15 protein-coding genes are annotated in these 23,972 nt (G+C 41.0%); 3 read left to right on the top strand and 12 right to left on the bottom strand.

The features are described 5' to 3' along the window. Window positions 1-124: 124 nt before the first annotated feature. Complete coding sequence (locus HMPREF2758_RS05400) at window positions 125-1,081, top strand: DUF697 domain-containing protein (RefSeq protein WP_070609524.1); 957 nt, start codon at window positions 125-127, stop codon at window positions 1,079-1,081. 91 nt (window positions 1,082-1,172) lie between these two features. Beyond that, a complete protein-coding gene (sdaAA, locus tag HMPREF2758_RS05395; protein WP_070609523.1) occupies window positions 1,173-2,789 on the top strand; it encodes an L-serine ammonia-lyase, iron-sulfur-dependent, subunit alpha in 1,617 nt (538 codons plus the stop codon). Window positions 2,790-2,948: 159 nt separating this feature from the next. Here the strand turns inward: sdaAA and HMPREF2758_RS05390 are convergent, their stop codons facing one another. The 12 genes from HMPREF2758_RS05390 to HMPREF2758_RS05335 form a co-directional block, all read right to left on the bottom strand. Beyond that, entirely contained in the window at window positions 2,949-3,443 is a 495-nt protein-coding gene (locus HMPREF2758_RS05390) for a GNAT family N-acetyltransferase (protein ID WP_070609522.1), read from the bottom strand. Then, window positions 3,440-3,970 carry a hypothetical protein gene (locus HMPREF2758_RS05385; RefSeq protein WP_070609521.1) on the bottom strand — a complete coding sequence of 177 codons (531 nt, stop codon included), beginning with the start codon at window positions 3,968-3,970 and terminating at the stop codon, window positions 3,440-3,442. The genes HMPREF2758_RS05390 and HMPREF2758_RS05385 overlap by 4 nt, the downstream gene beginning before the upstream one ends. Beyond that, on the bottom strand, window positions 3,967-4,800 hold the full coding sequence (locus HMPREF2758_RS05380; RefSeq protein ID WP_070609520.1) for an NAD(P)H-hydrate dehydratase: 834 nt from the start codon (window positions 4,798-4,800) through the stop codon (window positions 3,967-3,969). Before HMPREF2758_RS05380 ends, HMPREF2758_RS05385 begins: the two co-directional genes overlap by 4 nt. 141 nt (window positions 4,801-4,941) lie before the next feature. Further along, window positions 4,942-5,793 carry a DegV family protein gene (locus HMPREF2758_RS05375; RefSeq protein WP_070609519.1) on the bottom strand — a complete coding sequence of 284 codons (852 nt, stop codon included), beginning with the start codon at window positions 5,791-5,793 and terminating at the stop codon, window positions 4,942-4,944. Next, window positions 5,786-6,316 (bottom strand): DUF1836 domain-containing protein, encoded by a 531-nt coding sequence (locus HMPREF2758_RS05370; protein WP_070609518.1) that lies wholly within the window; start codon window positions 6,314-6,316, stop codon window positions 5,786-5,788. Before HMPREF2758_RS05370 ends, HMPREF2758_RS05375 begins: the two co-directional genes overlap by 8 nt. A gap of 108 nt (window positions 6,317-6,424) precedes the next feature. Continuing rightward, a complete protein-coding gene (locus HMPREF2758_RS05365) occupies window positions 6,425-7,342 on the bottom strand; it encodes an AEC family transporter (RefSeq protein ID WP_070609517.1) in 918 nt (305 codons plus the stop codon). An 11-nt stretch (window positions 7,343-7,353) separates the two neighbouring features. After that, entirely contained in the window at window positions 7,354-9,531 is a 2,178-nt protein-coding gene (locus HMPREF2758_RS05360) for a CocE/NonD family hydrolase (RefSeq protein WP_070609516.1), read from the bottom strand. Window positions 9,532-10,476: 945 nt separating this feature from the next. Then, a complete protein-coding gene (locus tag HMPREF2758_RS05355; protein ID WP_148128884.1) occupies window positions 10,477-18,045 on the bottom strand; it encodes an InlB B-repeat-containing protein in 7,569 nt (2,522 codons plus the stop codon). A gap of 421 nt (window positions 18,046-18,466) precedes the next feature. Then, window positions 18,467-19,177 carry a B3/B4 domain-containing protein gene (locus HMPREF2758_RS05350; RefSeq protein WP_070609515.1) on the bottom strand — a complete coding sequence of 237 codons (711 nt, stop codon included), beginning with the start codon at window positions 19,175-19,177 and terminating at the stop codon, window positions 18,467-18,469. A 54-nt stretch (window positions 19,178-19,231) separates the two neighbouring features. Further along, on the bottom strand, window positions 19,232-20,059 hold the full coding sequence (locus tag HMPREF2758_RS05345; RefSeq protein ID WP_070609514.1) for an exodeoxyribonuclease III: 828 nt from the start codon (window positions 20,057-20,059) through the stop codon (window positions 19,232-19,234). A gap of 30 nt (window positions 20,060-20,089) precedes the next feature. Continuing rightward, entirely contained in the window at window positions 20,090-21,457 is a 1,368-nt protein-coding gene (locus tag HMPREF2758_RS05340; protein WP_070609513.1) for an MATE family efflux transporter, read from the bottom strand. A gap of 123 nt (window positions 21,458-21,580) precedes the next feature. Continuing rightward, entirely contained in the window at window positions 21,581-23,044 is a 1,464-nt protein-coding gene (locus HMPREF2758_RS05335) for an NCS2 family permease (protein WP_070609512.1), read from the bottom strand. A gap of 531 nt (window positions 23,045-23,575) precedes the next feature. Here HMPREF2758_RS05335 and HMPREF2758_RS05330 point away from each other — a divergent pair. Then, on the top strand, window positions 23,576-23,770 hold the full coding sequence (locus tag HMPREF2758_RS05330; protein ID WP_070609511.1) for a helix-turn-helix domain-containing protein: 195 nt from the start codon (window positions 23,576-23,578) through the stop codon (window positions 23,768-23,770). The last annotated feature ends 202 nt before the right edge of the window (window positions 23,771-23,972 follow it).

The raw sequence follows: 23,972 nt of genomic DNA, 5'->3' as shown, positions 1-23,972 counted from the left end.
CGGTTTTTTGGTGGACTTATGTCACAGCCTCTCCTAAATTAGTAAAATCCGACTTTAGTCGCTTTCGATTTCTTAAATTTTTTGGTAAATTACCATAAATTCAATAAAAAGGAGTAACTAGACTTTGAAAATACCCCTCTTAAAAATTATAACCGGCCTCATTAGTCTGATGGCCCTGATCTTTGTCTTTAATCAGTTTTCCTTGTTATATCGTAACCTATACTTGATTCATCCCTTATTAGCATTGCTTGTTTTAATTGCTTGTCTCTTGGTCTTTATTGTTTTCATATTATGGATGGTCAAAGAAATTATGGCCCTGCCTAAGGCTTTGATCTTAGACCCCCAGGCTAGCTTGGAAGAAAGAGAGGCCTTTATTCAATCCTCCATCAAAAAACTGCAACAAAACCCCCGACTCCAACAAATGAATTTTAGCTGGCAGGATTTGACGCTCGATAACCAGATTGAAAAGATCGACCAAGCCAATCAAGTCCTTAAGAATGCCAGTATGGAAGACATTAAAAAGCAAGCTCAAACCGTTTTTTTAACCACTGCTATCTCGCAAAATGGCACTCTAGATGCGTTCACAGTCCTATATGTTCTTATTCAATTAGTATGGCGACTGATCAAGACCTATGACACTCGACCCAGCCTTAAAAAAATCATCCATATCTATAAGAATGTCTTTTTGACGGTCTTAATGACCCGAAGTTTAGAAGATTTAGATTTGATTGAAGCTCAATTGGAACCCCTCATTGCCTCGCTCTTTGGTAGCAGTCTGATCTCCATGATCCCTGGCTCCGTCTCCATGACCAACCTGGTGGTCAACTCCCTATTCCAAGGTGCTATCAATGCTCTTTTGACTTTGAGGGTAGGTATTATTACGATCGACCACCTGTCAAGCCTTAACGCCCTTAATCCTCAGCAGGAAAAACGGTCTGCCAGCTTAGAAGCTAGCAAACTCTTGGGCGTAATTATCAAGGACGGCAGCCTACAAATTATCCAAATTCTTGGTCGGTCGATCAAGCAAGCCGGTCGAAAATTAAACCCACTTGCTGACTTAAAAGGGAAACGATTTTTTTAAGGATCTTTTCTTGATTTTATGTGGGTAAAGCATTAAAGTTAAAGCCGTGTAATCAATAATTTTAAGAGGAAAAACGAAAGGAAGTGGGAAAATGTCTTTTACAAGTATCAAAGGGCTTATAGATCTCGCCAATGAAGAGAATAAAACAATATCAGAGGTGATGATTGATAATGAAATCGAACTTCAAGGGATCACCCGCGAAGAGATGATGGACCAAATGCGTGACCAATTCCATGTAATGGTGGATGCCGTTCGTAAGGGAACCGAACAATTGACCATGTCAAAAACTGGAATCGCTGGAGGCGATGGTTACCGGGTCTTTCAATATAGTCAACAAAAAGATTCCCTGATCGATCCTTTCACGCTTCGAGTCGTTGCCAATGCGATGGCAGTGAATGAAGTGAATGCCTCAATGGGGCGTATTGTAGCTACCCCTACTGCTGGTTCTGCCGGCATCTTACCTGCCGTTCTCGTCCATATGTATGATACCGGTAACTACGAAGTCGACCAGCTTGTTCAAGTTATGTTTACCGCTTCTGCATTGGGCTTAGTCATTGCCAACCGGGCATCAATCTCGGGCGCTCAAGGCGGTTGCCAGGCAGAAATCGGGTCTGCGACAGCCATGGCAGCTGGTTCTTTAGTTGAACTAAAAGGCGGACGTCCTGAACAAGTCGGCCATGCCGTTGGACTTGCTTTAAAGAACTCCCTAGGGTTGGTATGTGACCCGGTAGCAGGTCTGGTTGAAATCCCATGCATCACTCGGAATGGTCTTCATGCACTCACAGCAATGGCGGCTGCAGATATGGCAATGGCCGGTGTGGTCTCCATTATTCCAACCGACGAAGTCATTGATGCTATGGACTCCATTGGCAATGAACTACCCGAATCCTTAAGAGAAACAGGTATCGGAGGGGTTGCTGGAACACCGACCGGACGACGGATTAAAGACCAAGTCTTTGGTAATAGTGATGAGTTAGTTAAGGATGTCGAAGTCGAATTATCCGGTACCGGTGAGAAAGTGGTTGACGATGGTGTCACCGCCAAGTATCAATCTGGTTTCGAAATTATCGGCCCAGTGATGATCGGTCCTTCTTCTTCCCATACTGCCGGTGCTGTTCGTATCGGTAATGTGGCTCGTCAACTTTTAGGCGAGGAACCAGAAGAAGTCGTCTTCACCTTGATGGACTCCTTTGCCAAAACCTATCGTGGTCATGGAACCGACTTGGCTTTGATTGCTGGTGTTCTAGGCTTTAAGACCAGTGATAAAGAAATTGCCCGTGCACGTGAAATTGCTGAAGAACGTCATCTTAAAGTAAACTTCTTGGAGCGGAATCTGGGTAATTATCATCCCAATACCGCCCGGGTTCACTTATTCGGTGCCAACCGCCATGTGACCATCATTGGTTCGTCCATTGGTGGTGGAAAAATTGAAATCCAAAAATTAGATGAATACAATATCCACTTCTCTGGCGAACGCCCTACCATTATCGTACGTCATACGGACCAAAAAGGAACCATCGGTAGCATCGCTAACTTCTTAGTTGAGCATGACATTAATATTTCCTACATGGCCCATGAACGAGTGAAAATTCATGGCCCAGCCATCTCAATCTTTGAGACAGACCAAGCCCTATCTGATGAAGATATTCAAGTGCTTAAGAATAAATTCACTTTCATTGATGAATTATTAAGTGTCTATGTAAAATAAACCCAATAAAATAAAGCTCTTCCACTAACTACGGTGGAAGAGCTTCTTTTTATGGATTGATATTCCAAAACACAGGTCTAGGATTTACTGTCGCCAATTACCATGATCCTCTTCTTGAGTCTCTAGGGTTCAGCCAACGACTCAAAATCACAGTCCTAATTAGTCAAATTCAATATACATATCGTACCAGTCAAGACCACCTAATTTAGACCCAGATAATTGGCCTAGACTAAAACCTAAGCGTTCATAGTAAGGCACCAAATGTTCTAGGCAAGTCAATGATAGCCCCCGTTGTTGGCGATCCTTAACAACTTGAATCATGGCCTTCATCAATTGCTTACCGTAGCCCTTACTTTGATAATCTGGCAAGATAGCTAAGGTTAACAGCTTCTCCCATTCGCCCTCTGGATCAAACTGGTCAGACCCTTCAAACATATAATCTTCAACCCACTTACCAGCATTCGCAAAACCTTCAATAAAGCCAACCACTTGTCCTTGGTTTTCCATCACCAAGTAATGATCTGGTTGGTTTTTTAACTTATCCTCATAAGATTCAGGCTTTGTTGCTACGCCTTCTGGAAAATTACAAGATTCAATTTCAATAATTGCTGCTAAATCATCATAAGTAGCAGGACGTATTTGTGTTTTCATCATATTTTACCTTCTCTTTCTAATAATTGGGTATAGTAAGTAATCATTCGATCTTTTTCTTTAATGAGTTGTGTCAAACAAGCGTTTGCGGCTTCAGAAGTATCCATATCATCCACCATTTGACTTTGATAGTCCAAGTTTTCCTGAATCAAAGGGTGGTCCGCAGTTTGTCCGATTTCAGCCAAAATTTGACGGATTTGATATTTAATCCGTTGAAGACGTTGACCCTCAAAATCCTTGATCGCCGGTAGTAAGCTAAGTACTTGCGACATCGCTAGATAGCGTTGCATCTTCCCTTGATGAATCAGACAATACTCCTTATTAAAGGGAGTAATTCCAGCACAGACCCCATGAATCTGATAGACGCCATCATAGAGCAAATACTTGCCCTTCTCATAAGCCGGCAAAAATAGACGTTTCAGTCGAAAAGTCGGATCTTCATCAACGATTTCAGCTAACCACAGCTTATCATCTTCTTGTTCAGTCAAAGTCAAATAATGACTGGGTCCGAGTTCTTGGCAATCGGTCACGAGGCAGCCTCCTTCTTAGAAAATAGACGTTTCATCGCATGGGGAACTTGGTCAATCAAGCGAGAAGGCAAAACAATATACTGGTCTTGATAGAGACTATTAGCCACTGCGGTATGAAGATAACAAGAAAGCACAACCGCTTCAAAAGGATCTGAAACTTGACCCAAAAAACCAAGCATCATCCCAGCTAAGCAATCCCCCATACCTCCAATAGCCATTCCAGGATTCCCTGCAATATTTTGATAGGCCTTTCCTTGACGGTCGATCATGACCGTGGGTGCCCCCTTAAGTACTAAATGAATCCCAAATTCCTTAGCCCAAGTTCTTGGGTCTTGAATGTCAAAGGCTCGCTTCAAACGTTGCCATTCACCGAAATGGGGCGTTAAGATTAATTGTGCTTTAGTCGTTACCTGTGGATTTTGGCACCAGAGATTCAGACCATCCGCATCCAAAATAAGTACCTGATCCGCTCTTGCCTGCTCCATCAAATGGATAAATAATGACCGACTCTCGGTATCTTGTCCCATGCCTGGACCAATCAACCAATGTTGCGTCTTTTGTAATAAGTCTTCATGGGTGTTAACAGCTTTCCAACTATCAATCATGGCTTCCGGAAGGGCTTGATGGATGATGGACACATTCGCTGGATGAGTCAACAAACTGGTTAAACCCGATCCTACATAGACACAAGCACGGCTAGCAATCAGTGCCGCCCCAGCCATTGCTTGATTACCTGCAATCAACAAATTATGGCCAAATTGATTCTTGTAGGCTGTTTTGGGCCGTTCTTTTAACAAGGTCGAAACCCATTCTTCAGTCACTTCTTCCATCTGAATCCACCTCCATTACTCGATCCTATAAGATCAAGCTACCACACTTACATCGAAAAATCCATGACTTATAAGCGTTTTTAAACAAAAACGCAGCAAAAAAGACCGCACCCTCAAGGTACCGTCTTCTTAACATCATCATTAATCTAAAGGAAGTATCGCCACTCCCACCGCTTCAGGACCCGAATGAACCCCCAATACTGGTGTCAATTCGGTCTCCAGGTAAAGTTCCGCCTGGCCTATCTCTTTCTGTAAAGCAGTCTTCAATTGAGCCACTTCCCTTGGGTTGTTAGCTCCAAATATTGTTAAATAATAATTTTCATGATTGGCCGCCACATTTTGAATCTGTTGGACCAAAGCCTTAAAGGACTTGTTACGTCCACGCGTACGACTAATCATGGAGACTTCTCCCTCCTTAACAGTTAGCAAGGGATGAATATTCAAGAAGCTACCAATCATTCCGACATACTTATTGAACCGCCCCCCTTTAATTAAATACTTCAAGGTTCGAAAGACCGCATAAATCTTCAATTGCTGGCTAGCTTGATCTAAGGCTTGCATAATTTCAAGAACAGACTTACCTTGATCACGCAACTTAGCTGCATAGAGCGTCAATAATCCAGCCCCCGAGGCAATCGATTGCGTATCGAATAGAGTCAGCTTCAACTTATCAAAGTCCCCTTGCACCACACCATATAACTGGCTCATGCCGGTTAGCTTGGCTGAAGAGGTTAAAGCAATTGCCTGCTCATAACCCGCCTCCTCCAACTGCTTCAAGCGATCGATCACCCACTGCAAGGACGGCGTCCCTGTCGATAAACGGTCGCACTGGCCAATGCGTTGATAGAAAGTTCTAGAATCTAAATCCACTTGATCTAAATAATGTTGATCGTCTAATTGAACCTGATAAGGGATCACTTCAATGTCATATTTTTTCCCCAGTTCAAAGGTAAAGTCCTGTGAAGTATCCGCAATAATCGCAATTTTAGTCATGATTTTCTCCTAACTCTTGATAGCCCCCACTGTTAATAATCAGCGTGGCTAGTAATTTGAAAGCATAGGCTCGCGAGACTAGCTCCACCCCTTCAGTATTCTTTGAAAAAGCCATAGCCTCGATCGAAAGGCCAGCTGGATTACCAACCTGCTTAAAACAATCTTGAATGGCACTATTCAAGGATCTGGCAAAGACATTATAAGCGGATTGGATCGCCATCTTATTCAGCTGCAAGTCCATTCCTTGCTTGACTTGATCCATCCGAAGGACCTGCTTATAAATACTTAAGATAAGCAATACCGCCAGTTGGTCTCGTCGGTATTTGCGGCCCCTTAGTTTAGGAATCAAGTGCCATTTGGAATAATTCTGAATCATGGTCGAAGTTATAATCGGTTCCTCAATCCGTATCGGTTCTAGTACCGACTGAATATAGGCCACCACCTCTTGATTAAAGAGCCCTTGGTCCGGAATGGCTTCCCATAAAGGACAAGAAAAATGACGGATCTTTCCTACTTTGTCCATCCAAGCCACCTCCTTTATCTAGTTATAATAACTATATAATACCTAAAAATCGCGCCCTGTCAAGTACAAAAAGAGCTTGTGGTGATGAACCACAAGCTCTTTGCTAATCTATATAAAGGCCAATACCAAAGGAACTGTAAAAATCGACAAGACGATCGATAAAAAAGTTAGCTTGGCGGCAAAGGCTACATCCAACTGATACTGAGCCGCTAGCACTGTCGTAGGGGTACCAATCGGCATTCCAGTCAAGATGGTCACCACACCGGTCAACTGAGGATCAAGCCCCAAGCCTTTCATTGTGAACATCACAATAAAAGGAATCGCAATCAATCGAATGAAGCAATAATATAGGACTGGCTTTTCAAAAAGCGTGGCTAAATTCACTTGCGAGATAATGCAACCGATCATAATCATTGCTAGTGGTGCTACTAAGCCAGAAATGCCGCCCAGAGCACGGTCCACAAAGCTAGGTAGACTAAGTTCTAATAGACCCCTTAATAGGCCTAGAAAAACAGCGACTATCGACGGATTGGTCAACAACCGCCATAAAGTCTTCTTATCAAAGTGAGAGACTGGCTTTCCTTCTAAGATGGCTAAGCCCACTGTCCACATAAAGAGTCGGTGCGGAGCTAGATAGACCGAGGCCATCACAGCACCTGCTGACCCATATATGGCCTCCGCAATCGGTAGACCCGCAAAGCCCGCATTATTCACTAAGGTGCCATAGCCCATCACTCGCCCTTTTTGCGCAGGAAAGGACCGATACAAACGATAAGCCAACACACTCGTTATCGTATAAATGACACAAGCAGCCAGCATGGCCTGAAAGCTCAAGGCTAGCAACTTAGCATTCACTGACTTAAAGGAATTAAAAACCATCAAAGGCAAAAAGACATAGATCAGTAATTTCATTAAACTTTTTTGTCCCTGGTCTGAGATCAGCTGTTTTTTCCCTACCCAAAAACCTAACAAAATATAGACTAACAAGGTCAACTGTAAATCCAACAATTTCAAAAAAGCTTGCATATCTAACTCCTCTACTCAAATTCGTTAATTAGATCAAGCTGCAAATTCAAGGAAGGTAAATAGATCTCGTACGTCTGACTTTGTTTTGGATGTAAGGTATAAAGATAATCATTGCCAAAAATCACCAAGCCCAGGCGATGTCCCTTCGCTAGCGTATAGTCCATACCAATCATATCAATTTGATAGTGGGCATAACCTTGGTCATTAGCAGTATCTTCAGGCGTCTCAAGATTCATCCAACCACGGGTAATCACATGGACATCCTGAGCTTGAGGCTCTAAGCTAAAGCTGGTTTGAGGTAAGCGACTGGTTAGACCAATCGCTAATTGCTTATCAGTGACCGAATAGACCCGTTCATCAACTATCTGGCTCTTACCTAAATCTACTAGCATACAAGACAGAGCCCCTTTGGGCCGGTCCGACTTGGCTTTTACGGTCAAGACCATGTCCCCATGCAGATGAAGCGGTGATTCAAGTACCGGACTGTCAAAACGCAGCGCCAATGGAGAATCTGTTTGAAGGAGTTGTTCCTGCCAATCCTTGGCCGAAGAAAAGTCTAAGGCCGTCTTAAAAGTATGTTGCTCCTTGCCAGTCACATCTGAAGCTTCCCCTTTAACCAAAACTCCCTCTTGTAGACAATAGCTCTCTGTCTGACGTTGGTCATAATCGACCAACTGCCAATCATTCGGATCTAAATTCGATTGCACATAGCCTTGACCATTCTTAAGGGGTACTTGTCCCAATCCTAATAAATAGTGATCTAACCAGGCATCCATCAGTGGCAAAAATGGAAAATTCGTCATGGAATGAATACAGATATGCTTACCACGATGAATCAGAAAATTGCGGCAAGACTTACTTTGGCTGGAAGCATTCAATAATTTGAATAGATGCGAAATCTTAACATTCCAGTCATTGGTTCCATGAATAATTAACATAGGGATCCGGATCTGATCTGCTTGATTCAGGTAATTCCGTTCATCCCAAAAAGCATTATAATGTCCTGACTCACGGTCCATATCGTGTCGCATTTGATCAAATAATTCCATAAAACGTTCTCGGCGGTCTGAACTCGAATTAGTGGGGTTCATCAAGAAGGACTCACAATACCAGGATAGACTATCGATATCCTCGCCAGGATAACCTTGAGGTGCTACCACTAAATTATTATAACGGTAATAATCATACCAAGAAGAGATCCCCGCTTCCGGTAAAATCGTCTTCAAGCACTTGGATCTGCTATAGGTAGCTGTTCCAATGGCTAACGTTCCTAAATAAGACTTACCAGTCATAGCAACCGATCCATTAAACCAATCTGCCACCACAGGCTGGGTCGCTTGTAAATCATAGTAGGCAGCTGCTTGACCATCCAACCATCTTAGTGTGGCATCCACCGCATCCAATTCCTCTACAGATCCAGTTAGGTTAAATCCCTGGGAATAATAAGCCCCGCGTCCTGCATAATGAATCACCGCATAACCTTTAGCCAGGTAGCGTTTCATGGCTGGATTCATCTGACTCATGGCAGGCTCTTGAACTTCTTGTAGGGGACTGGATTCCGTTATAGGTTTATCAGATCTTGGTCCAACCTTTTTGGACCAATCTTTAAGTACCATGTCTTTAACAGGTGCTTGATCTTCTTCCTCAATGCCATGTAAGTTATCAGCCTTAAATGCCTCTTCGTTCGTTCCCATTAAATACGGATTCGCAATATAAAGAGCCGGTGCTTGTTTGCCCCCCACTTGATATTCTCTTGGCCGTTCGACATAGATCTCCACCAAATCAGCTTGATCCAAGCCCGTCGTTGAATAGCCCGTCTCTACAAAGATCCGTTCCTTAATCATCTGTTGTTCATCATAAGCCATCAGAGTCTGCCCTTGAAAGACCAAGGGACCTTGTGGGCAATACTTAGCCTGAAAATGCCGCAAATAGCCCTTAGCTAATAACCCTTCTAAGACCGTACGCTGATCTGGCAAGTCAAGCGCCAATAGATCCTCTAATAAAGCGATAGAATCGCGATGAACCTCTAAGGTTAAGGCATCAATGTAATGTAGCAGGTCCTGCCCTTTAGGGTCTAATTCTTGGACAAGTCGATTAAAATATCGCTGCAAGTCTTCCTTCGACACACTATCCTTGGCTAATAGTTCATCCATTATTTCTTGTAAGTGTTGTTGATTAATAATTAACATAGGTCGCATCCTTTTCTATCTAATTTCCTTCGATCAATACTCCTATTATAGAGGATAGCCTTCTAATGAAACAAGGCTTGTTAATCATCGGCATATAAAAAAGCCCTCAACTTGACCAAAGTTGAGGGCTAGGCACCGTCATTCACAATAATTTAATATGGTAGGAAAAATTAAATTTATAGGAGATTGTGAATGAGGAATCACTAAATTTGTGTCCACTTTCTTGGCCTCTATGACCCAATCAGAAAGTGAACAAGCTGCTGAGACGTCTTTGTCTCAAGTGTGAAAGCGAGTTAGTAGCCAAAATTTCGAAATGTGCTTCTAACTCACGATTGCATTATAACATAAAATCTTAGGATTCACCGTCCTATTTATTGAATGATATTTCGAAAAGTGGACACCGATTATTTTACTACCTTGAAATTAATCAAATTCAAAAAAATGCTTCCATTGATTACCAATAATAGCTTCATAATAATCATTGAACTTAGCTTATTTCCATCTCATTACCCAAAGAATCTATTATCCAAGTTAACAACATAAAAAACCTTAGATATTGGGGGTATCCAAGGTTTTAGGATCATTCACTTAATTTAAAAAAATGGTAGGATTTAAATTTATAGGAGTAGTGAATGATATGTTTGTTTCGAATCGTCGTTTTTTCTTATATAAAATGACGCTGCTTCTCTTGAGTTGTAGTGCTAATCTTTCCTCAACTCGTATCTTATTTTATCATGGTCAGTCTTACTTTACCGACCTATTTATTAACGCTTCATTTAAATTTTTGGACATTTTCCTTTATCTCAGTTACCAACTTAACAAGCTAAAAAAGGACCAAGCAATGTGCTTGGTCCCTTCTATAGAGCCATCCTCTTTATTTGATACAACTGTATGTGTATCTTTACTAAGTTTATAAGTTCCTAAACGATCGTTTCTTGTAACCCATTAATCCCGTTCTTTTTTTCGAACATTGATCAAACCGATACCCGCTAAAATTGACGAAGCCGCAAGGCTAAGCAACAAGGTTGAATCTTCTTCACCCGTTTGAGGCAATACTGAACCTTGATCCACTTGAGAACCATTATTAGGCAATGGTTGTGGCCTTGACTCTGGTGTCTTTTCTGGTTCTGGCATTGGTTGGTCTGGCTCTGGATTAGGAGTTGGTTTTTCCGGCTCTGGATTAGGTTTTGGTTGTTCTGGTTCTGGCTCAGGAGTTGGTTGATCCGGCTCTGGATTAGGACACGGTTGGTCCGGCTCTGGTTCTGGAGTCGGTTGGTCTGGCTCTGGATTAGGAGTCGGTTTTTCCGGTTCTGGATTAGGTTTTGGTTTTTCCGGTTCTGGTTCCGGAGTCGGTTGGTCTGGCTCTGGTGTTATTCCCGTTCCAATCTCAACGATTTGATCAATAGCAGGGTAATCATCGGCAGAATAATTTAGCTTTTCAGATTTAATCACTTTTCCTTTTTGATCTTTAGTCACCACAAAGAATTCGCGATGTAGCCCATTTTTACCTACTTGAATAATCCTTCTTGTTCCTGCCGGTAGGTCTGGATTTTCTCGGATAATCTCTTTGAATGGAATTTCATTGTCTTCATGAATCAATTCTTGAACATACTCAATCGGTGGTTCTCCCATAGTTGCCCACTGAGCATAAAGAATCATATCAGCTTGTTTAGACTCAAACAGCTCTTGATTTCCTTCCATCTCAAGCAAGTCATCGTCCTGATATAATTTTGTAGGATTCTTTTGTTCTAAGCTCCATCCTAAGAATTGATAGCCTTTGCGATCTAAAGGACCTTGAACTTTCGCTTCATCGTGATAAGCATATTTATTTTCATCAGTTGGTGCTGTGACGGATGTATCATCTGTGTTTGTATCGTATTTTAGAACTAAAGGACGAACACCAATCTCAATAATTTGATCAATTTCAGAATAATCATCGGCAGAATAATCGAGCTTTTCACGGTTAATTTCTTTGCCTTTTTGATCATAAGTCACTTTAAAGAATTCGCGTTGGAATCCTTTTTTACCTTCCTGAACAATCTTTCTAGTGCCTACAGGTAGGTTTGGATTTTCTCGGATAATCTCTTTGAATGGAATTTCATTGTCCTTATGAATCAATTCCGGAACATACTCAATCGGTGGTTCTCCTACGCTCGCCCACTGAGCATAAAGAGTCCTATTTTGAGTCATCTCTAACTGATCACTTGGTATGTAATATTTACCGTTACCATCTTTTTGAGTATTCCAACCCATAAAACGATAAGCAGAATGTGAAGGAGCTTGAGCAACTGTTGCTTTATCACCATTTTTATATACTTGATTATCTTGTGGAACATTAGTCACTCCAAGCGCATTACCATCATAAGTAAGATGTAGGTACTTACTCCATTGGGCGTAAAGTGTTAGATCCTTCGTCATTGGTAACTGGGAACCGACCGTGTAGCTATCACCCTGACCATCTGCTTGAGTATTCCAACCTGTGAAGTAGTAACCCTCACGTGTCATACCGGAATCTGACTTAATCGTAGCTTCGTCATTCACCTTATAATCGGTGCTGTCACTTGGTACGTTGGTTACATTGTCACCATTACCAACATAAGTAAGATGTAGATACTCACTCCATTGAGCGTAAAGCGTTAGATTATCCGTCATTGGTAACTGGGAGCCGACCGTATATCTATCACCCTTACCATCCGCTTGAGTATTCCAACCTGTGAAGTAGTAGCCTTCACGTGTCATACCGGAGTCTGATTTAATCGTGGCTTCTTGATTCAACTCATAATTAGCCTCATCACTCGGTACGCTGGTTACGCCATCACCATTACCATCATAAGTAAGATGTAGATACTGACTCCATTGAGCGTAGAGCGTTAAATCTTTCGTCATCGGTAGCTTAGAGTCGATCGCATAACTTTGACCCTGACCATCGGCTTGGGTGTTCCAACCTGTGAAGTAGTATCCTTCACGTGTCATTCCTGCATCCGATTTAATTGTGGCTTCTTCGTTCACCTTATAATCAGCGCTATCACTTGGTACGTTTTGAGCCTCTGGCGCATTACCATAGTAAGTAAGATGGAGGTACTTACTCCATTGAGCGTAAAGCGTTAGATTCTTCGTCATCGTTGTCGATGAATTAATCTCATATGCCTGACCACTACCATCTTTTTCAGTGTTCCAACCTGTGAAGTAGTGACCTTTGAGGGTCATGCCCGCATCCGATTTAATCGTCGCTTTATCATTCAGCTTATAATCAGTATCATCACTTGGCGCATTTTGAGCGTTTGCGTCATTACCATCGTATTTCAAATGTAGGTACTCAGCCCATTGAGCGTAAAGCGTCAGATCCTCTTTCATTGGTAACTTAGAATCTACCGCATAGTCCTTACCGTCTTCATCTTTCCATCCTGTGAAGTAGTGACCTTCACGCGTCATACCGGAACCTGACTGAATTGTGGCTTCTTGATCCAACTCATAATTAGTTGTATCAGTTGGAACATTAGTTACTCCAGTCGCATTACCAATGTAAGTCAATTTAAAGGTTTGTGCCCACTGAGCGTAAAGAATCATATCAGCTTGTTTAGACTCAAACAGCTCTTGATTCCCTTCCATCTTAAGCAAGTCATCAGTCTGATATAGATTTTCACGATCATTTTGTTTCAAGCTCCATCCTAGGAACTTATACCCTTCGCGAATTAACGGACCTTTAACCTGTGCTTTTTCTTCATAAGCATAGGCCTTATTATCTACTGGTGCTGTGACTGATTCATCGTCAGTATTTGTATCGTATTTTAGAACTAAACGACGAACACCAATCTCAATAATTTCATCCACCGCATCCACCCAAGGAGAATCTTTACGTTCTACCTTCTCTTGAGCTTCACCATTTATATAAGAACGAATCAGTTGATGTCGATTTATCCCTTCACGTCCTTCTTGAACCACTTTCATGTATCCATCTGGAAGGTCTTTATTCTCTCGTATGATTGTATTGATCCATTCTTTAGTAAATACTTCATTAGGATCTGATTCCACTCGTTCCCATTTCTCATAAAGTGCTAGATTTCGGTCAGGCATTGTCAGTGCGCCATATGCTACTTTACTATCCTCTGTATAGCGTGGATCTGTATAAAGCCCACGGAAGACATAGCTACGTTGGATTTCTTTTCCTGATGAATCCTTGACAATTTCAGTTCGTGTATCCCCTTCGACCCAATACTGATTCTCACCGTATATCGACTCACCATTTAAGATTTGTCCATATTTAAGGGTTGGGGTATTGCTTGGCGTCATATAATCAATATTGTATTTTGTTTGAGCAAAAACTGGAACTTTACGTAAAGCACCATAGACTTTTACCTGATGTTGATTGCGGGTCATCTTATAGATGATTGTCCGTTCTTTTTCAGGATTCAAAGACCAGTTATTGGCATATTTTCTCTGGAAGTTCTCGTAAAATTCTTTAGAAGTTATTCCATAAGGCAACTGTGCGTTTTGACTTTCTTTAGGAAGTTCGCCACCAATATAAATATCCGCTAAATTAATATCGAACTTAGAATTACTTGCTTCATCATAACGTTGCGTATAGAAGTCAATATTATCGATACGACGATAGGCCGGTGTGACCCCTTCGCGTTTGTCCGTATGAATTCCCTTGTTTTTTAACAGAACTTTTCCGTCTTTCTCAAGTACGACGCCCTTATCACCTAGATCCGTCGTATGACTAAATCCTTCAATCTCCCGTCCAGTAAATTGATTCATTGCATACCAGGCATAATAGGACTGATCTAAATAATCCTTTGAACGATAGAATTTTTGAGCATCTTCTAAACTCTCAAAACGATATTTGACATTCAACTTGCCATGAAGTCCTCCGTAGGTCCAATTCCATACGCCAATACCGCCTCCATCAATCCCATCTTTAGCGCCACGCTCCGCACGATTAATCGTTAACAGGACACGGCGGTCTAATTTTTCAATATCTTCTGGGAAGTTTTCACCATTACCTGGATAACCTTTCGGGAAGCTTGTCTTCATATCCGGACGAGCTTCACCGTCATTATAACCACCTGGTTTATTGTAAATCAGCTCCGCATGACGTTGACTAAATTTATAAAACGGCTCAAAGCGTCCAGCAGTATCCAATGTCTTAAATGCGGCTGCTTTTTTTGCTTCTAATCGACGTAATCCTTCTTGAAGCTCAAAGTCTTGATCTTTATATTTCAGAAAATGGGCATATCTTTTAGCGCTTTGTTCTTCATTAAAAGTCTTGAATCGCTGATTAATTTCCTCTTGAGTCAATTTACCAGCTTGTTGAGCCATTTCTTGTTCAAAAGCTTGGTAAGCCGCCTTTAATTCTTCTTCAAAAGGCTTGTGAACGGTATTATATTGTTCATCAATTTTTGCTTTCGTATCTTTAATATCTTGTAATAGTTTTTCATAGTCTTCAGTAGTCATGTTCAGTTGACGAACACCCTCTGAGATACCGCCACCTAACGTTTCATAGATTAGCTTTTCATCAGGATGCGCTTTTTCGTATTCAAAAATCGCATTCATGAGGAAACTCAAATCTTCACCATAATAAACAGGCAAGTTTACATATTTTTCGCCATTTTGATGGGTTAGATCCAAGGTATAGTTCTCTTGAAGGGTAACATTTCCTTCTGAATCTCTAACTGGCACATTTTTAAGTTCTAACTTTGTTCCGCCATATAAATAGCTTTTGTTACTTCCCAAAACGAGATTGTACCAAACGCGATCTAGGTAATATTGATGAACTGGCAGTTCGTTATCTGCTCCCATCATCGTCTTAGTTAATCCATCATTTTGTTTAAATAATAAAGGATTAAATTTAAGGAAGGGGTCTGATTTCTTTTCACGTTCGATTGCGGATGCTAAAGATTCTAACTGACCATTTTCCTGTTGACGCTGATAGACTTTATGGTTAAGGATTTCATATTGATCTAATCCTGTAAATTTATAAAAGTCTTCTTTCTGTTGATAGACTTGAACAAGATAATAAGATTCTTTAAAAGCAGCCGATTTATCTTCTGGCGCTTTGCTATCGACTTCAGTCTCTTTAACTATATCCTTTTCCTTAACTTCACCAGGATCATGCGAGCCCGTTCCCACTTCAATAATTTGCTTTACGGAAGCAATCGTTTTTTCTTCAATGGTTGGTGTTCCGTCAGGCTGACCATTTAAAGTCGGCTGAGTTTTAACCGTTAATATATGACCGTTTTTACCTTCTTGAGTAACCTTTGACCATCCATAAGGTTGATCTTTTTTCTCAACAACTTCCGTTTCAAAAGGGATAAGCTCTTTGACGGTCTCCGTCACTTGCTTACCAACAACACCTGTTCCAATATATTTAGTTTTTGGAGTAGGTGCTTGAATCACTCGATAAACCCAAATAGGATCACCATAGTTTTCTCGCTCACCGGAAGGTAAGATCAATTGAGGTTGAATCTTAATACGTTGGCGCTTGCCTGCTATCGCTTCGACAATTTTTTCTTCGCCTTCTGGTAGTGAGGGATCTTCAACCACTTGGATTTCAGTTAATCGTTTTAAGAAATTCGGATCTTCTTCTAGCACTTTAGGGTCACGAAGCATCTCTTTTAAGTTTTCTTCGGTTAACTCATATTCTTCAGTGGCTCCCTTTTCAAGTACTTCTTCAACTAAACTACTAACCCCATAGCGAACTTTTCTTTTTTCCGAATCTTTTATTTCTTCTTTGATAAGTTGAAGTTTTCCGGTATTTTGACCATCCTCATAAATATATTTGTAATACCTTATCGTTTCGCCATCTTTTCCTGCTTGATCTACTATAGTAATCCCTTTTGGTAGATTTTCATCTGGTGTATTCTCGATCTCAAAATGATTAACAAATGTATCAACCTTAGAGCCTCTTAAATCTAACTCCGTCCATTTAAGATACAGTGTCATATCTCCTACACCCATTGTAACTTTGGAAGTAAGGCGTGGGTTCTTGTCATCTGGAGCAATTCGTTGAATGTACTCCGGATCCAAGTAAAGACCATCAAATAAATACTCCCGATATGGATTTTCATCATTTGGAACTTTAACACGTGTTTTTCCCGTCTCCAATGCCTTTCCTTGAACACGCAAATCGCTCAGCAATTTAGCACCGTCAATCGTTTCACCATATTTTAGGTTGATTGATTTCGTCTCGTTATTTAAAGCTTCTGAACGTTCTTCTGATATATGAGAAGAAACCACCGGCCCATGGAAATTCAGTTGATAAGTATTGCGATCTAGCTTATACTCCACAACACCTTTATTTTCGTCAACGATTTGTTCTTGCGGCGTTTCAGCATGATAGCTAAAGCCTGGAATCTCACTCCCAACAAGTTTACGATCACTTTTTTGGACAAAACGATCCTCATCTTTTGATTCATCGTGTACATACTGAGTTGGATCTTCTAAGCTTTGGAGCAAATACCTTGTTTTAACATCAAAGGTCCCCTCTTCTTGCGCCCATTTCTTAAATGAAATATTCCAAGTCAATACCCGTGGTATCGTTTGATTAGATACTTGTGTCCAATCCTTTTTGTCTTCAAAAAGATTGATCACCGAGTCATCGAACTTACCTAAACCTTGAGATAATTTGCCTTTATCCCCTTGAATCTCTTGAGTCAAATCTCCATTTCGTGCCGCTGATTTTAACCCATCTTGAATAACGGTCGCATTATCTAAATAACCCAAAGTAAATTTGAAAGGCAGATAGGCTCCTGTCTCATCTTTTTGGTTTAAATCAATTTCTCGTTCTTTACCAAAAGAATCTTTTAATTTAAAAGTAGGAATATCATCTCCACCTTGTCGTTGCATTACAACTTGATACGTACGTCGATTGTAGTAGTTGGTGCGATAAGGATTTTCATAATTAAGATATTGCATCTTTCTATTAAATTCATATTTACGTGAATCGTCAGATTGTAGAAAGTCTATAGCATCTTGATCATACTCTATAAAATTACGCAATTTAGTGTATCGTTTATCTTTAATATCTTCCGGTTCATCGTCTGGATCGACTTCATCTAATTGGACCTCAAACATTTTCGATTCCTTGATTTGATAGTCCATTCTAACATCAAATGATTTTTTATTTTCAAATGAAACACGGTCTTTTTCTGTTTCATAACTTTTTCTTAAGTTCAGATTAACGATATTCTCTGAAGTTTGATCTGCAGCTTGAGCCTCCGGTATATTTTCCTCACTGACTTCCAACAGGTCTTGAGTTTCCGGAGACTCTTCCGCTACTTTATCTTCAGTTTCAAGCTCCACATTTGATTCTGAGGTTATTGATTCTGCCTCTACAACGTCTGTCGTATCCGTATTTATTTCTTGTGCGTTTACTGAAGCAACATTACCAGCCATTAATAGGCTTGTTGCCACAATAACTGACCCCACCCCAACTGTTAACCGCTTAATAGCATATCTCACAATTCGATCTGAAGATTGCTCTTGATATAAGCGCTTATTATTCTTCCCCAACATCTTACCCACTCCTCACCATTTATTATTAAGAACTATTTTAATATATCGCATTTTAATTAAAACAAAATTAGACCAACTGTCTAAAGTTAGTATACCTCAAAAATCAAACTATTTCATTAATTTATAATAATTATTTTATTATCAAACAGATCCTTGAATAAAACGTTTTCTCTACCTTCGACTAACTCCGATTATGAATAACAACAATTTCATCAATCTTGATGATACTTTGATTAGCCACTTTTTTATTCCAGAAAAATAAATTATCAAAAAAAATTAATGAATTCGCTTCATTTACTTATTTACAAGCATTCTAACTGACTCTATCCTATTTGAAAGAACTTTTAATCCATCATTCTAGTGAAGCTGTAACATCTAAACATACAAAAAAGCCCTTTTTACAAAGGACTTTTCTAAGTATTTATTCTTCTAATAGAGCTTCTCTTTGGTCACGATTTAAGCGGTGCAGTATTACGTCAATGCCAAAGAAGTCTTCCAATAATGGCTTGAGTTCAGTCATAGCCTCTTGACAGCGAGCTGCTTGTTCTTGGTTGATCGTTTCATAACAAAGAAGTGCATTTTTCGTTGCTTCTGTCAACATGGTTCGTTGAGCTTCTCGCCAGTTAAAATTCCGACAAACCGCTCCTTGTTGATCGTAATAGATCACTTCCCCTTCTAATGCAGGGTCGGATTCTTCAGCCCCTAAAGGCAAGAATTCTTCGCCACCCTTAGCCAAGCCCAAATGCAGGTCTCCAGCTAAGTGGTCAATATCTTCACCACCTCCGGGAATCCCATAAGCTAATGCGATGGCATTATAGATATCCACCAAAGGACTGATGGGTGAGAAGGTCTTGTCAGCATTAACCCGCTTAAGCATGGCTTCAATGGTGCAACGAGCCCCTTTTTTGGTCTTGAATTGACTGAAGGCTTCCCTCCACTGGGCCACTACCGGGTTCAAACGGAAGGTCTCCTCAGTTAGGAATTGTTTCGCTCTTTGAGTCCCCTGATCCAGTAAATCTTGCCGTTGTTGATGATTACGGTCCGTATTATCGATACCCCTTAACACCAAAATATTAAATTCAGCATCCGGAAATAAGTCAAAGATTCCATCATCTATAATGAACTTTTTCATCGTGATCCTACTTTCTATCGATTCTTTCTATTACATATTCTCATTATACCTTAATTAAAATGTCATTTCCAATAGGATCGGTGTATGGTCCTGACGAGCGCCTGAATCAATCATGGCAGAGTTTTTAATATGGTCGCGCAAACGATCAGAAACAATAAAGTAGTCAATCCGCCAGCCTGAATTATTAATCTTCGACGTCTTCACCCGTTGCGCCCACCAAGTGTATTGGCCTTCTACCGGTCCATGAAGATGACGGAAACTATCGGTAAAGCCTCGCTCCAGTAAGCGCGAGAAGCCTTGCCGTTCTTCATCGGTAAAGCCGGCTGAGAAATGATTACTTGCCGGGTTGGCTAGGTCGATTTCTTCATGGGCTACATTAAAGTCCCCCATGGCGATGACTGGTTTTTGTTGGTCCAATTCAACCAGATAATCCGCATATTTTTGATCCCAAATTTGACGGTCAGCTAGCCGCTTCAATTCACTGCCCGCATTAGGCGTATAGACATTAGTCAAGAAGAGGTCCTCTAATTCCAAGGTCAAGATTCGCCCTTCACAGTCCATGGGTGCAGGCCCTCCGATCTCTGGGTAAGTAACCTGTGCATCGATTCCTTTTTTATAAAGGAACATGACTCCTGCATAGCCTTTTCGTGCTGGCTCGCAGGATGACCGCCAAGCCAATTGATACTCTGGAAATTGTTCCTTTAAGATCTCCAAATGTTTCTTCGTCGGACCCTTGGCACTGAGCTTGGTCTCTTGAATCGCAAGAACATCTGGGCTTAAATTAACAAGATCACGCAAAACGGCCTGGCTCATCAAGGCTCGATTCGATTCACTGGTCAAGGCCGCATTTAACGAGTCAATATTCCAAGAAATTAATTTCATTGTATGGCTCCTTTACTAGATAACTTACTCTTATTCTACCATAGACGCTTGGTTTTGGGTGGCATTCATGATGGCTTTGAGCTTTTTCTGATGCATCAAAAAAGCAGGAATCAAGAAGGCAACAGATCCAATCCAAGCCATGGGATTAGCCAAGACTGCTCCGGCAAAGCCCATCCGAGGTGTCAGGAAGAAAGCGGCTAAGACCCGCATGACCAATTCGCCAATACCTGCCAAAGTTGGAAAGAGCGAATCGTTCATTCCCTGTAAACTATACCGTAAGACAAATAAGATGGCTAAAAGCCAGAAGCTAGGCCCCATAATATGAAAGAAGGTGCTTCCGTACTCATAGAGAGTATTCGACACTGCTTGATCCCCAAAGATGGCCGTCAGTTGCCCACCTACAAAAAAGACAATCAGACCCGCTACCCAGGAAATCAGAATATTTAAGCTAACTAACTTCTTAACCCCTGTTAAAAGGCGGTCATATTTTTTAGCACCAAAGTTCTGGGCAACAAAGGTTGCCGCTGCTAGTCCAAGCGAAGCCATAATCTGTTCGACTAAAAGATCAATTTTAATGGCAGCAGAATAACCTGCGACTGCATTGGGTCCAAGTGTATTTAAGGCCATAGAAACAGAGACCGAACCGATCGCTATAATCGACATCTGGAAGCCCATGGGAAAGCCGAGTTTACAGTGAAGTGCTAGCTCATCTCCAACTAACTTAAAATCTTGCTTCTCCACTTGCAAGACATAGATTCCCTTATAAATCACATACAAACAGATCATAATGGCAACAGCCTGAGCGATCACCGTCGCATAAGCCGCCCCCTTAACACCCATCTTAAAATAAATAATTAAAACATAATCCAAAATAATATTCACCACTGTCGTCACAATCAAAGCCACCACGGGTGTCCGACTATCCCCAATGGCTCTTAATATATTGGACAACATATTGAATAGAATCGTCACGATCATTCCGGCAAAAATAATAAAAATATAATCATAGGCATAGTTAAATATTTCTTCTGGAGTTCGAATCAATCGCAAGATATCCCCTAAGAAATAAGTCGAGGCTATAGTCAAGACCCCGGTCACGGCACAAGCCAGCATGATATTAATCGCAACTGACCGCTTGACCTTGCGATAATCTCCCGCTCCAAAAGCTTGTGCTAAAGGAATTGCCGTTCCTGAAGTAAAACCTTGAGCAAAACCTAAAATAAAAAAGGTCAAAGATCCTGACACCCCGACACCAGCTAGCGCCTCCAGCCCTAGAGTTCGTCCGACGATAAACGTATCGACCATATTATAAAATAATTGAAAAAGATTGCCGATAATGAGTGGCAAAGAAAATAGGACCGTTTTTTTGATAATAGGTCCTTCCGTCATATTATTCATTGACCTACCTCCTTATTTTGCTTAACTTTCAAAGTATAGAGAAAAGCAGTCGGTATTGCAAGAAAGTTTGCCCACAAAAAAAGAAGCTAGCTCGCATGAGCCAGCTTCTTTATAGATTTCCGATTATAGGAAGGCCATCACTAAATAATTCAGAATGAAGAGCAACATGGACACCCATAGAATAGGGTGGATTTCCTTGGCTTTCCCAGTAAATATCTTAACAATCCCATAGAAGATAAAACCAGCGGCAATCCCATTCGAGATGGAATAAGACAAGCCCATGAAGACAGAAGCAAAGAAGGCTGGCACAGCCATTTCAAAATTAGCCCAGTCGATATCACTCAAGGATGACACCATCAAAATTCCGACAATAATTAAAGCAGGCGCTGTCGCTTGTGCCGGAACTAAACTAATCACTGGCGATAAGAAGGCGGCTAAAACAAAGCAGATGGCCGTCACGACCGAGGTAAAGCCGGTCCGTCCTCCAGCCCCAATTCCAGCTGATGATTCCACGAAGGTTGTGGTATTGGAAGTTCCTAAAATAGCCCCAAAAATCGTACCGACAGAGTCTCCAAATAAGGCACGGTCCATTTTGGAATTAAAGCCAGAACTCGATTCAAGGGCTCGTTCGTCTTCTTCTGAGAAGATACCAGAACGGCGACCAGTTCCAATAAAGGTCCCTACCGTGTCAAAGACATCCGATAAAGAAAAGGCAAAGATAGTCATCAAGACCACTGGTAATTTAGAAAGATCCGAGAATAAGGATGGGATACCCGCTGAAGTGAAGATAACCCCAAAAGTTTGACCCAATTGTTGGAAAGAATCCGACAGACTATTGGATGAGAAGTTCAAATGCGAGAAGTCTACCATTCCTGTCACAAAGGCTAGAATAGTGGTGAAGATGATCCCAATCAAGATGGCTCCATTAGACTTGCGCAACATAAGGACGATGGTCACCACTAGGCCGGCTAAAGCGACAAATACCGGAATATTATTGAAATTCACAAGCGCCGGTAAGATACCCCCTGAGGTGACAACACTGGTCACAGGTTCCGTCAAGCTTGCTGCTGGATCGCCCCCATTAATGGATAGAATATTGCTGGCATCCGAGGTGAATTGTAAGAGTCCCGCATTCTTAATCCCTAGATAACCGATAAAAATCCCAATCCCAGCCGAAATCGCATGCTGTAAAAAAGAAGGGATCGAGGTGATCAATAGTTTACGGATCTTAGTGATCGTGATCAACACATTTAACAAACCACAAATAAAGACCATGGATAAGGCTTCTTGCCAGCTAAAACCTAAGGCAAAGACAACCGTATAAGTAAAGAAGGCATTCAAGCCCATCCCCGGTGCTAAAGCGTACGGAACATTGGCATAGAGTCCGATAAAGGCCGTCGAGATGGCGGAAGCGAAGATCGTTGCCAAAAAGACACCTTGGGCCGGCATACCTGTTTGTGATAGCATAGCCGGGTTAACAAAGATAATATAGGACATAGCCAAGAAAGTTGTAACTCCTGCTTGGATCTCCCGTCCCAGGGTCGTCTGATTGTCCTCAAATTTGAAATACTGTGCGATGGCGTTCATAGAATTCCTCCTTAACTTGATAGATCCTATTATAAAAGAGCAATCCTTTGAAGACGACCTTTTATCGAATTAACTTAAACACATTTATTTAAATGTTCGGAAATTCTCTTGTTTTCCTCGGCTACTCTCACAGGCCTCCATGAACATTCAAAAACACCCCTTTGAATAGGAGGCAATGGCCTTCTACTGGTTATTAAAACAGATAAAAGGGATTGATTTTATATCGGTGTACCGTTACGATATAGATAATTAGATACCAAAGCATATCTATCAATAGAACCAAAATAAGTTAATAGACTGTCAAGAAAATTAATATATGCAGTACTAAAAACTTGTCTGGCTGCTCACAAGCTTAAAAACATCCATCCAGATAGCATTTAGAGGAAGACTGTTCTTCCCTTTATCTTAAATTTAAATCAAATTCAGGAGGAAATCACATGAAAAAAGAGACCAAGAAAAGCATTGCTTGGACAATCACTCTTTCCATATTACTCATTTTAAATATAATCTATTTTATTTTGGGGTAATAGAATGAGAAAAGATGTTGAAAAATTACTTCACTCCGATCTATCTGCTTATCGTATTGCTAAAGAGGGTGGCATACCCTATATGACCGTAAATGACCTCATGAACGGAAAATCCACTATTGATAATGCAAAGTTTTCTACCATTGAGAAGCTATATAACTACGCTATCTCTGTGAATAAAGCTAACCCCATCGATTAAATTAGAGTTTATTTTGATCGTTAAATTTATAGATAAGCTAGCGCCTTGGCACAGGTGATAAAAATAAAACCCAATCCGACAGCTGTGGGATTGGGTTTTATATTTTTAAATCAATGCTTTCTTATAAACAATAATAACTTAACGAAGATGCTAAGTGGTTTTTCTTCAAAGCAAGAGCCCTTTAGAATAAATTCCTAAGTTC

This window comes from Facklamia sp. HMSC062C11, assembly GCF_001810675.1.
In the GTDB taxonomy this organism is placed as follows: Bacteria; Bacillota; Bacilli; order Lactobacillales; family Aerococcaceae; genus Facklamia; species Facklamia hominis.
Note: the sequence above shows the minus strand (reverse complement) of the source record. Positions and strands in the feature narration are given on the sequence as shown.

Bases quoted from the DNA above. Each gene is read 5' to 3' on its own strand.
- HMPREF2758_RS05375 (WP_070609519.1), bottom strand. From the start codon at position 5,793: ATGACTAAAATTGCGATTATTGCGGATACTTCACAGGACTTTACCTTT.
- HMPREF2758_RS05345 (WP_070609514.1), bottom strand. From the start codon at position 20,059: ATGAAATTAATTTCTTGGAATATTGACTCGTTAAATGCGGCCTTGACC.
- HMPREF2758_RS05365 (WP_070609517.1), bottom strand. From the start codon at position 7,342: ATGCAAGCTTTTTTGAAATTGTTGGATTTACAGTTGACCTTGTTAGTC.
- HMPREF2758_RS05355 (WP_148128884.1), bottom strand. From the start codon at position 18,045: ATGTTGGGGAAGAATAATAAGCGCTTATATCAAGAGCAATCTTCAGAT.
- HMPREF2758_RS05350 (WP_070609515.1), bottom strand. From the start codon at position 19,177: ATGAAAAAGTTCATTATAGATGATGGAATCTTTGACTTATTTCCGGAT.
- sdaAA (WP_070609523.1), top strand. From the start codon at position 1,173: ATGTCTTTTACAAGTATCAAAGGGCTTATAGATCTCGCCAATGAAGAG.
- HMPREF2758_RS05370 (WP_070609518.1), bottom strand. From the start codon at position 6,316: ATGGACAAAGTAGGAAAGATCCGTCATTTTTCTTGTCCTTTATGGGAA.
- HMPREF2758_RS05360 (WP_070609516.1), bottom strand. From the start codon at position 9,531: ATGTTAATTATTAATCAACAACACTTACAAGAAATAATGGATGAACTA.
- HMPREF2758_RS05390 (WP_070609522.1), bottom strand. From the start codon at position 3,443: ATGATGAAAACACAAATACGTCCTGCTACTTATGATGATTTAGCAGCA.
- HMPREF2758_RS05340 (WP_070609513.1), bottom strand. From the start codon at position 21,457: ATGAATAATATGACGGAAGGACCTATTATCAAAAAAACGGTCCTATTT.
- HMPREF2758_RS05335 (WP_070609512.1), bottom strand. From the start codon at position 23,044: ATGAACGCCATCGCACAGTATTTCAAATTTGAGGACAATCAGACGACC.
- HMPREF2758_RS05330 (WP_070609511.1), top strand. From the start codon at position 23,576: ATGAGAAAAGATGTTGAAAAATTACTTCACTCCGATCTATCTGCTTAT.
- HMPREF2758_RS05380 (WP_070609520.1), bottom strand. From the start codon at position 4,800: ATGGAAGAAGTGACTGAAGAATGGGTTTCGACCTTGTTAAAAGAACGG.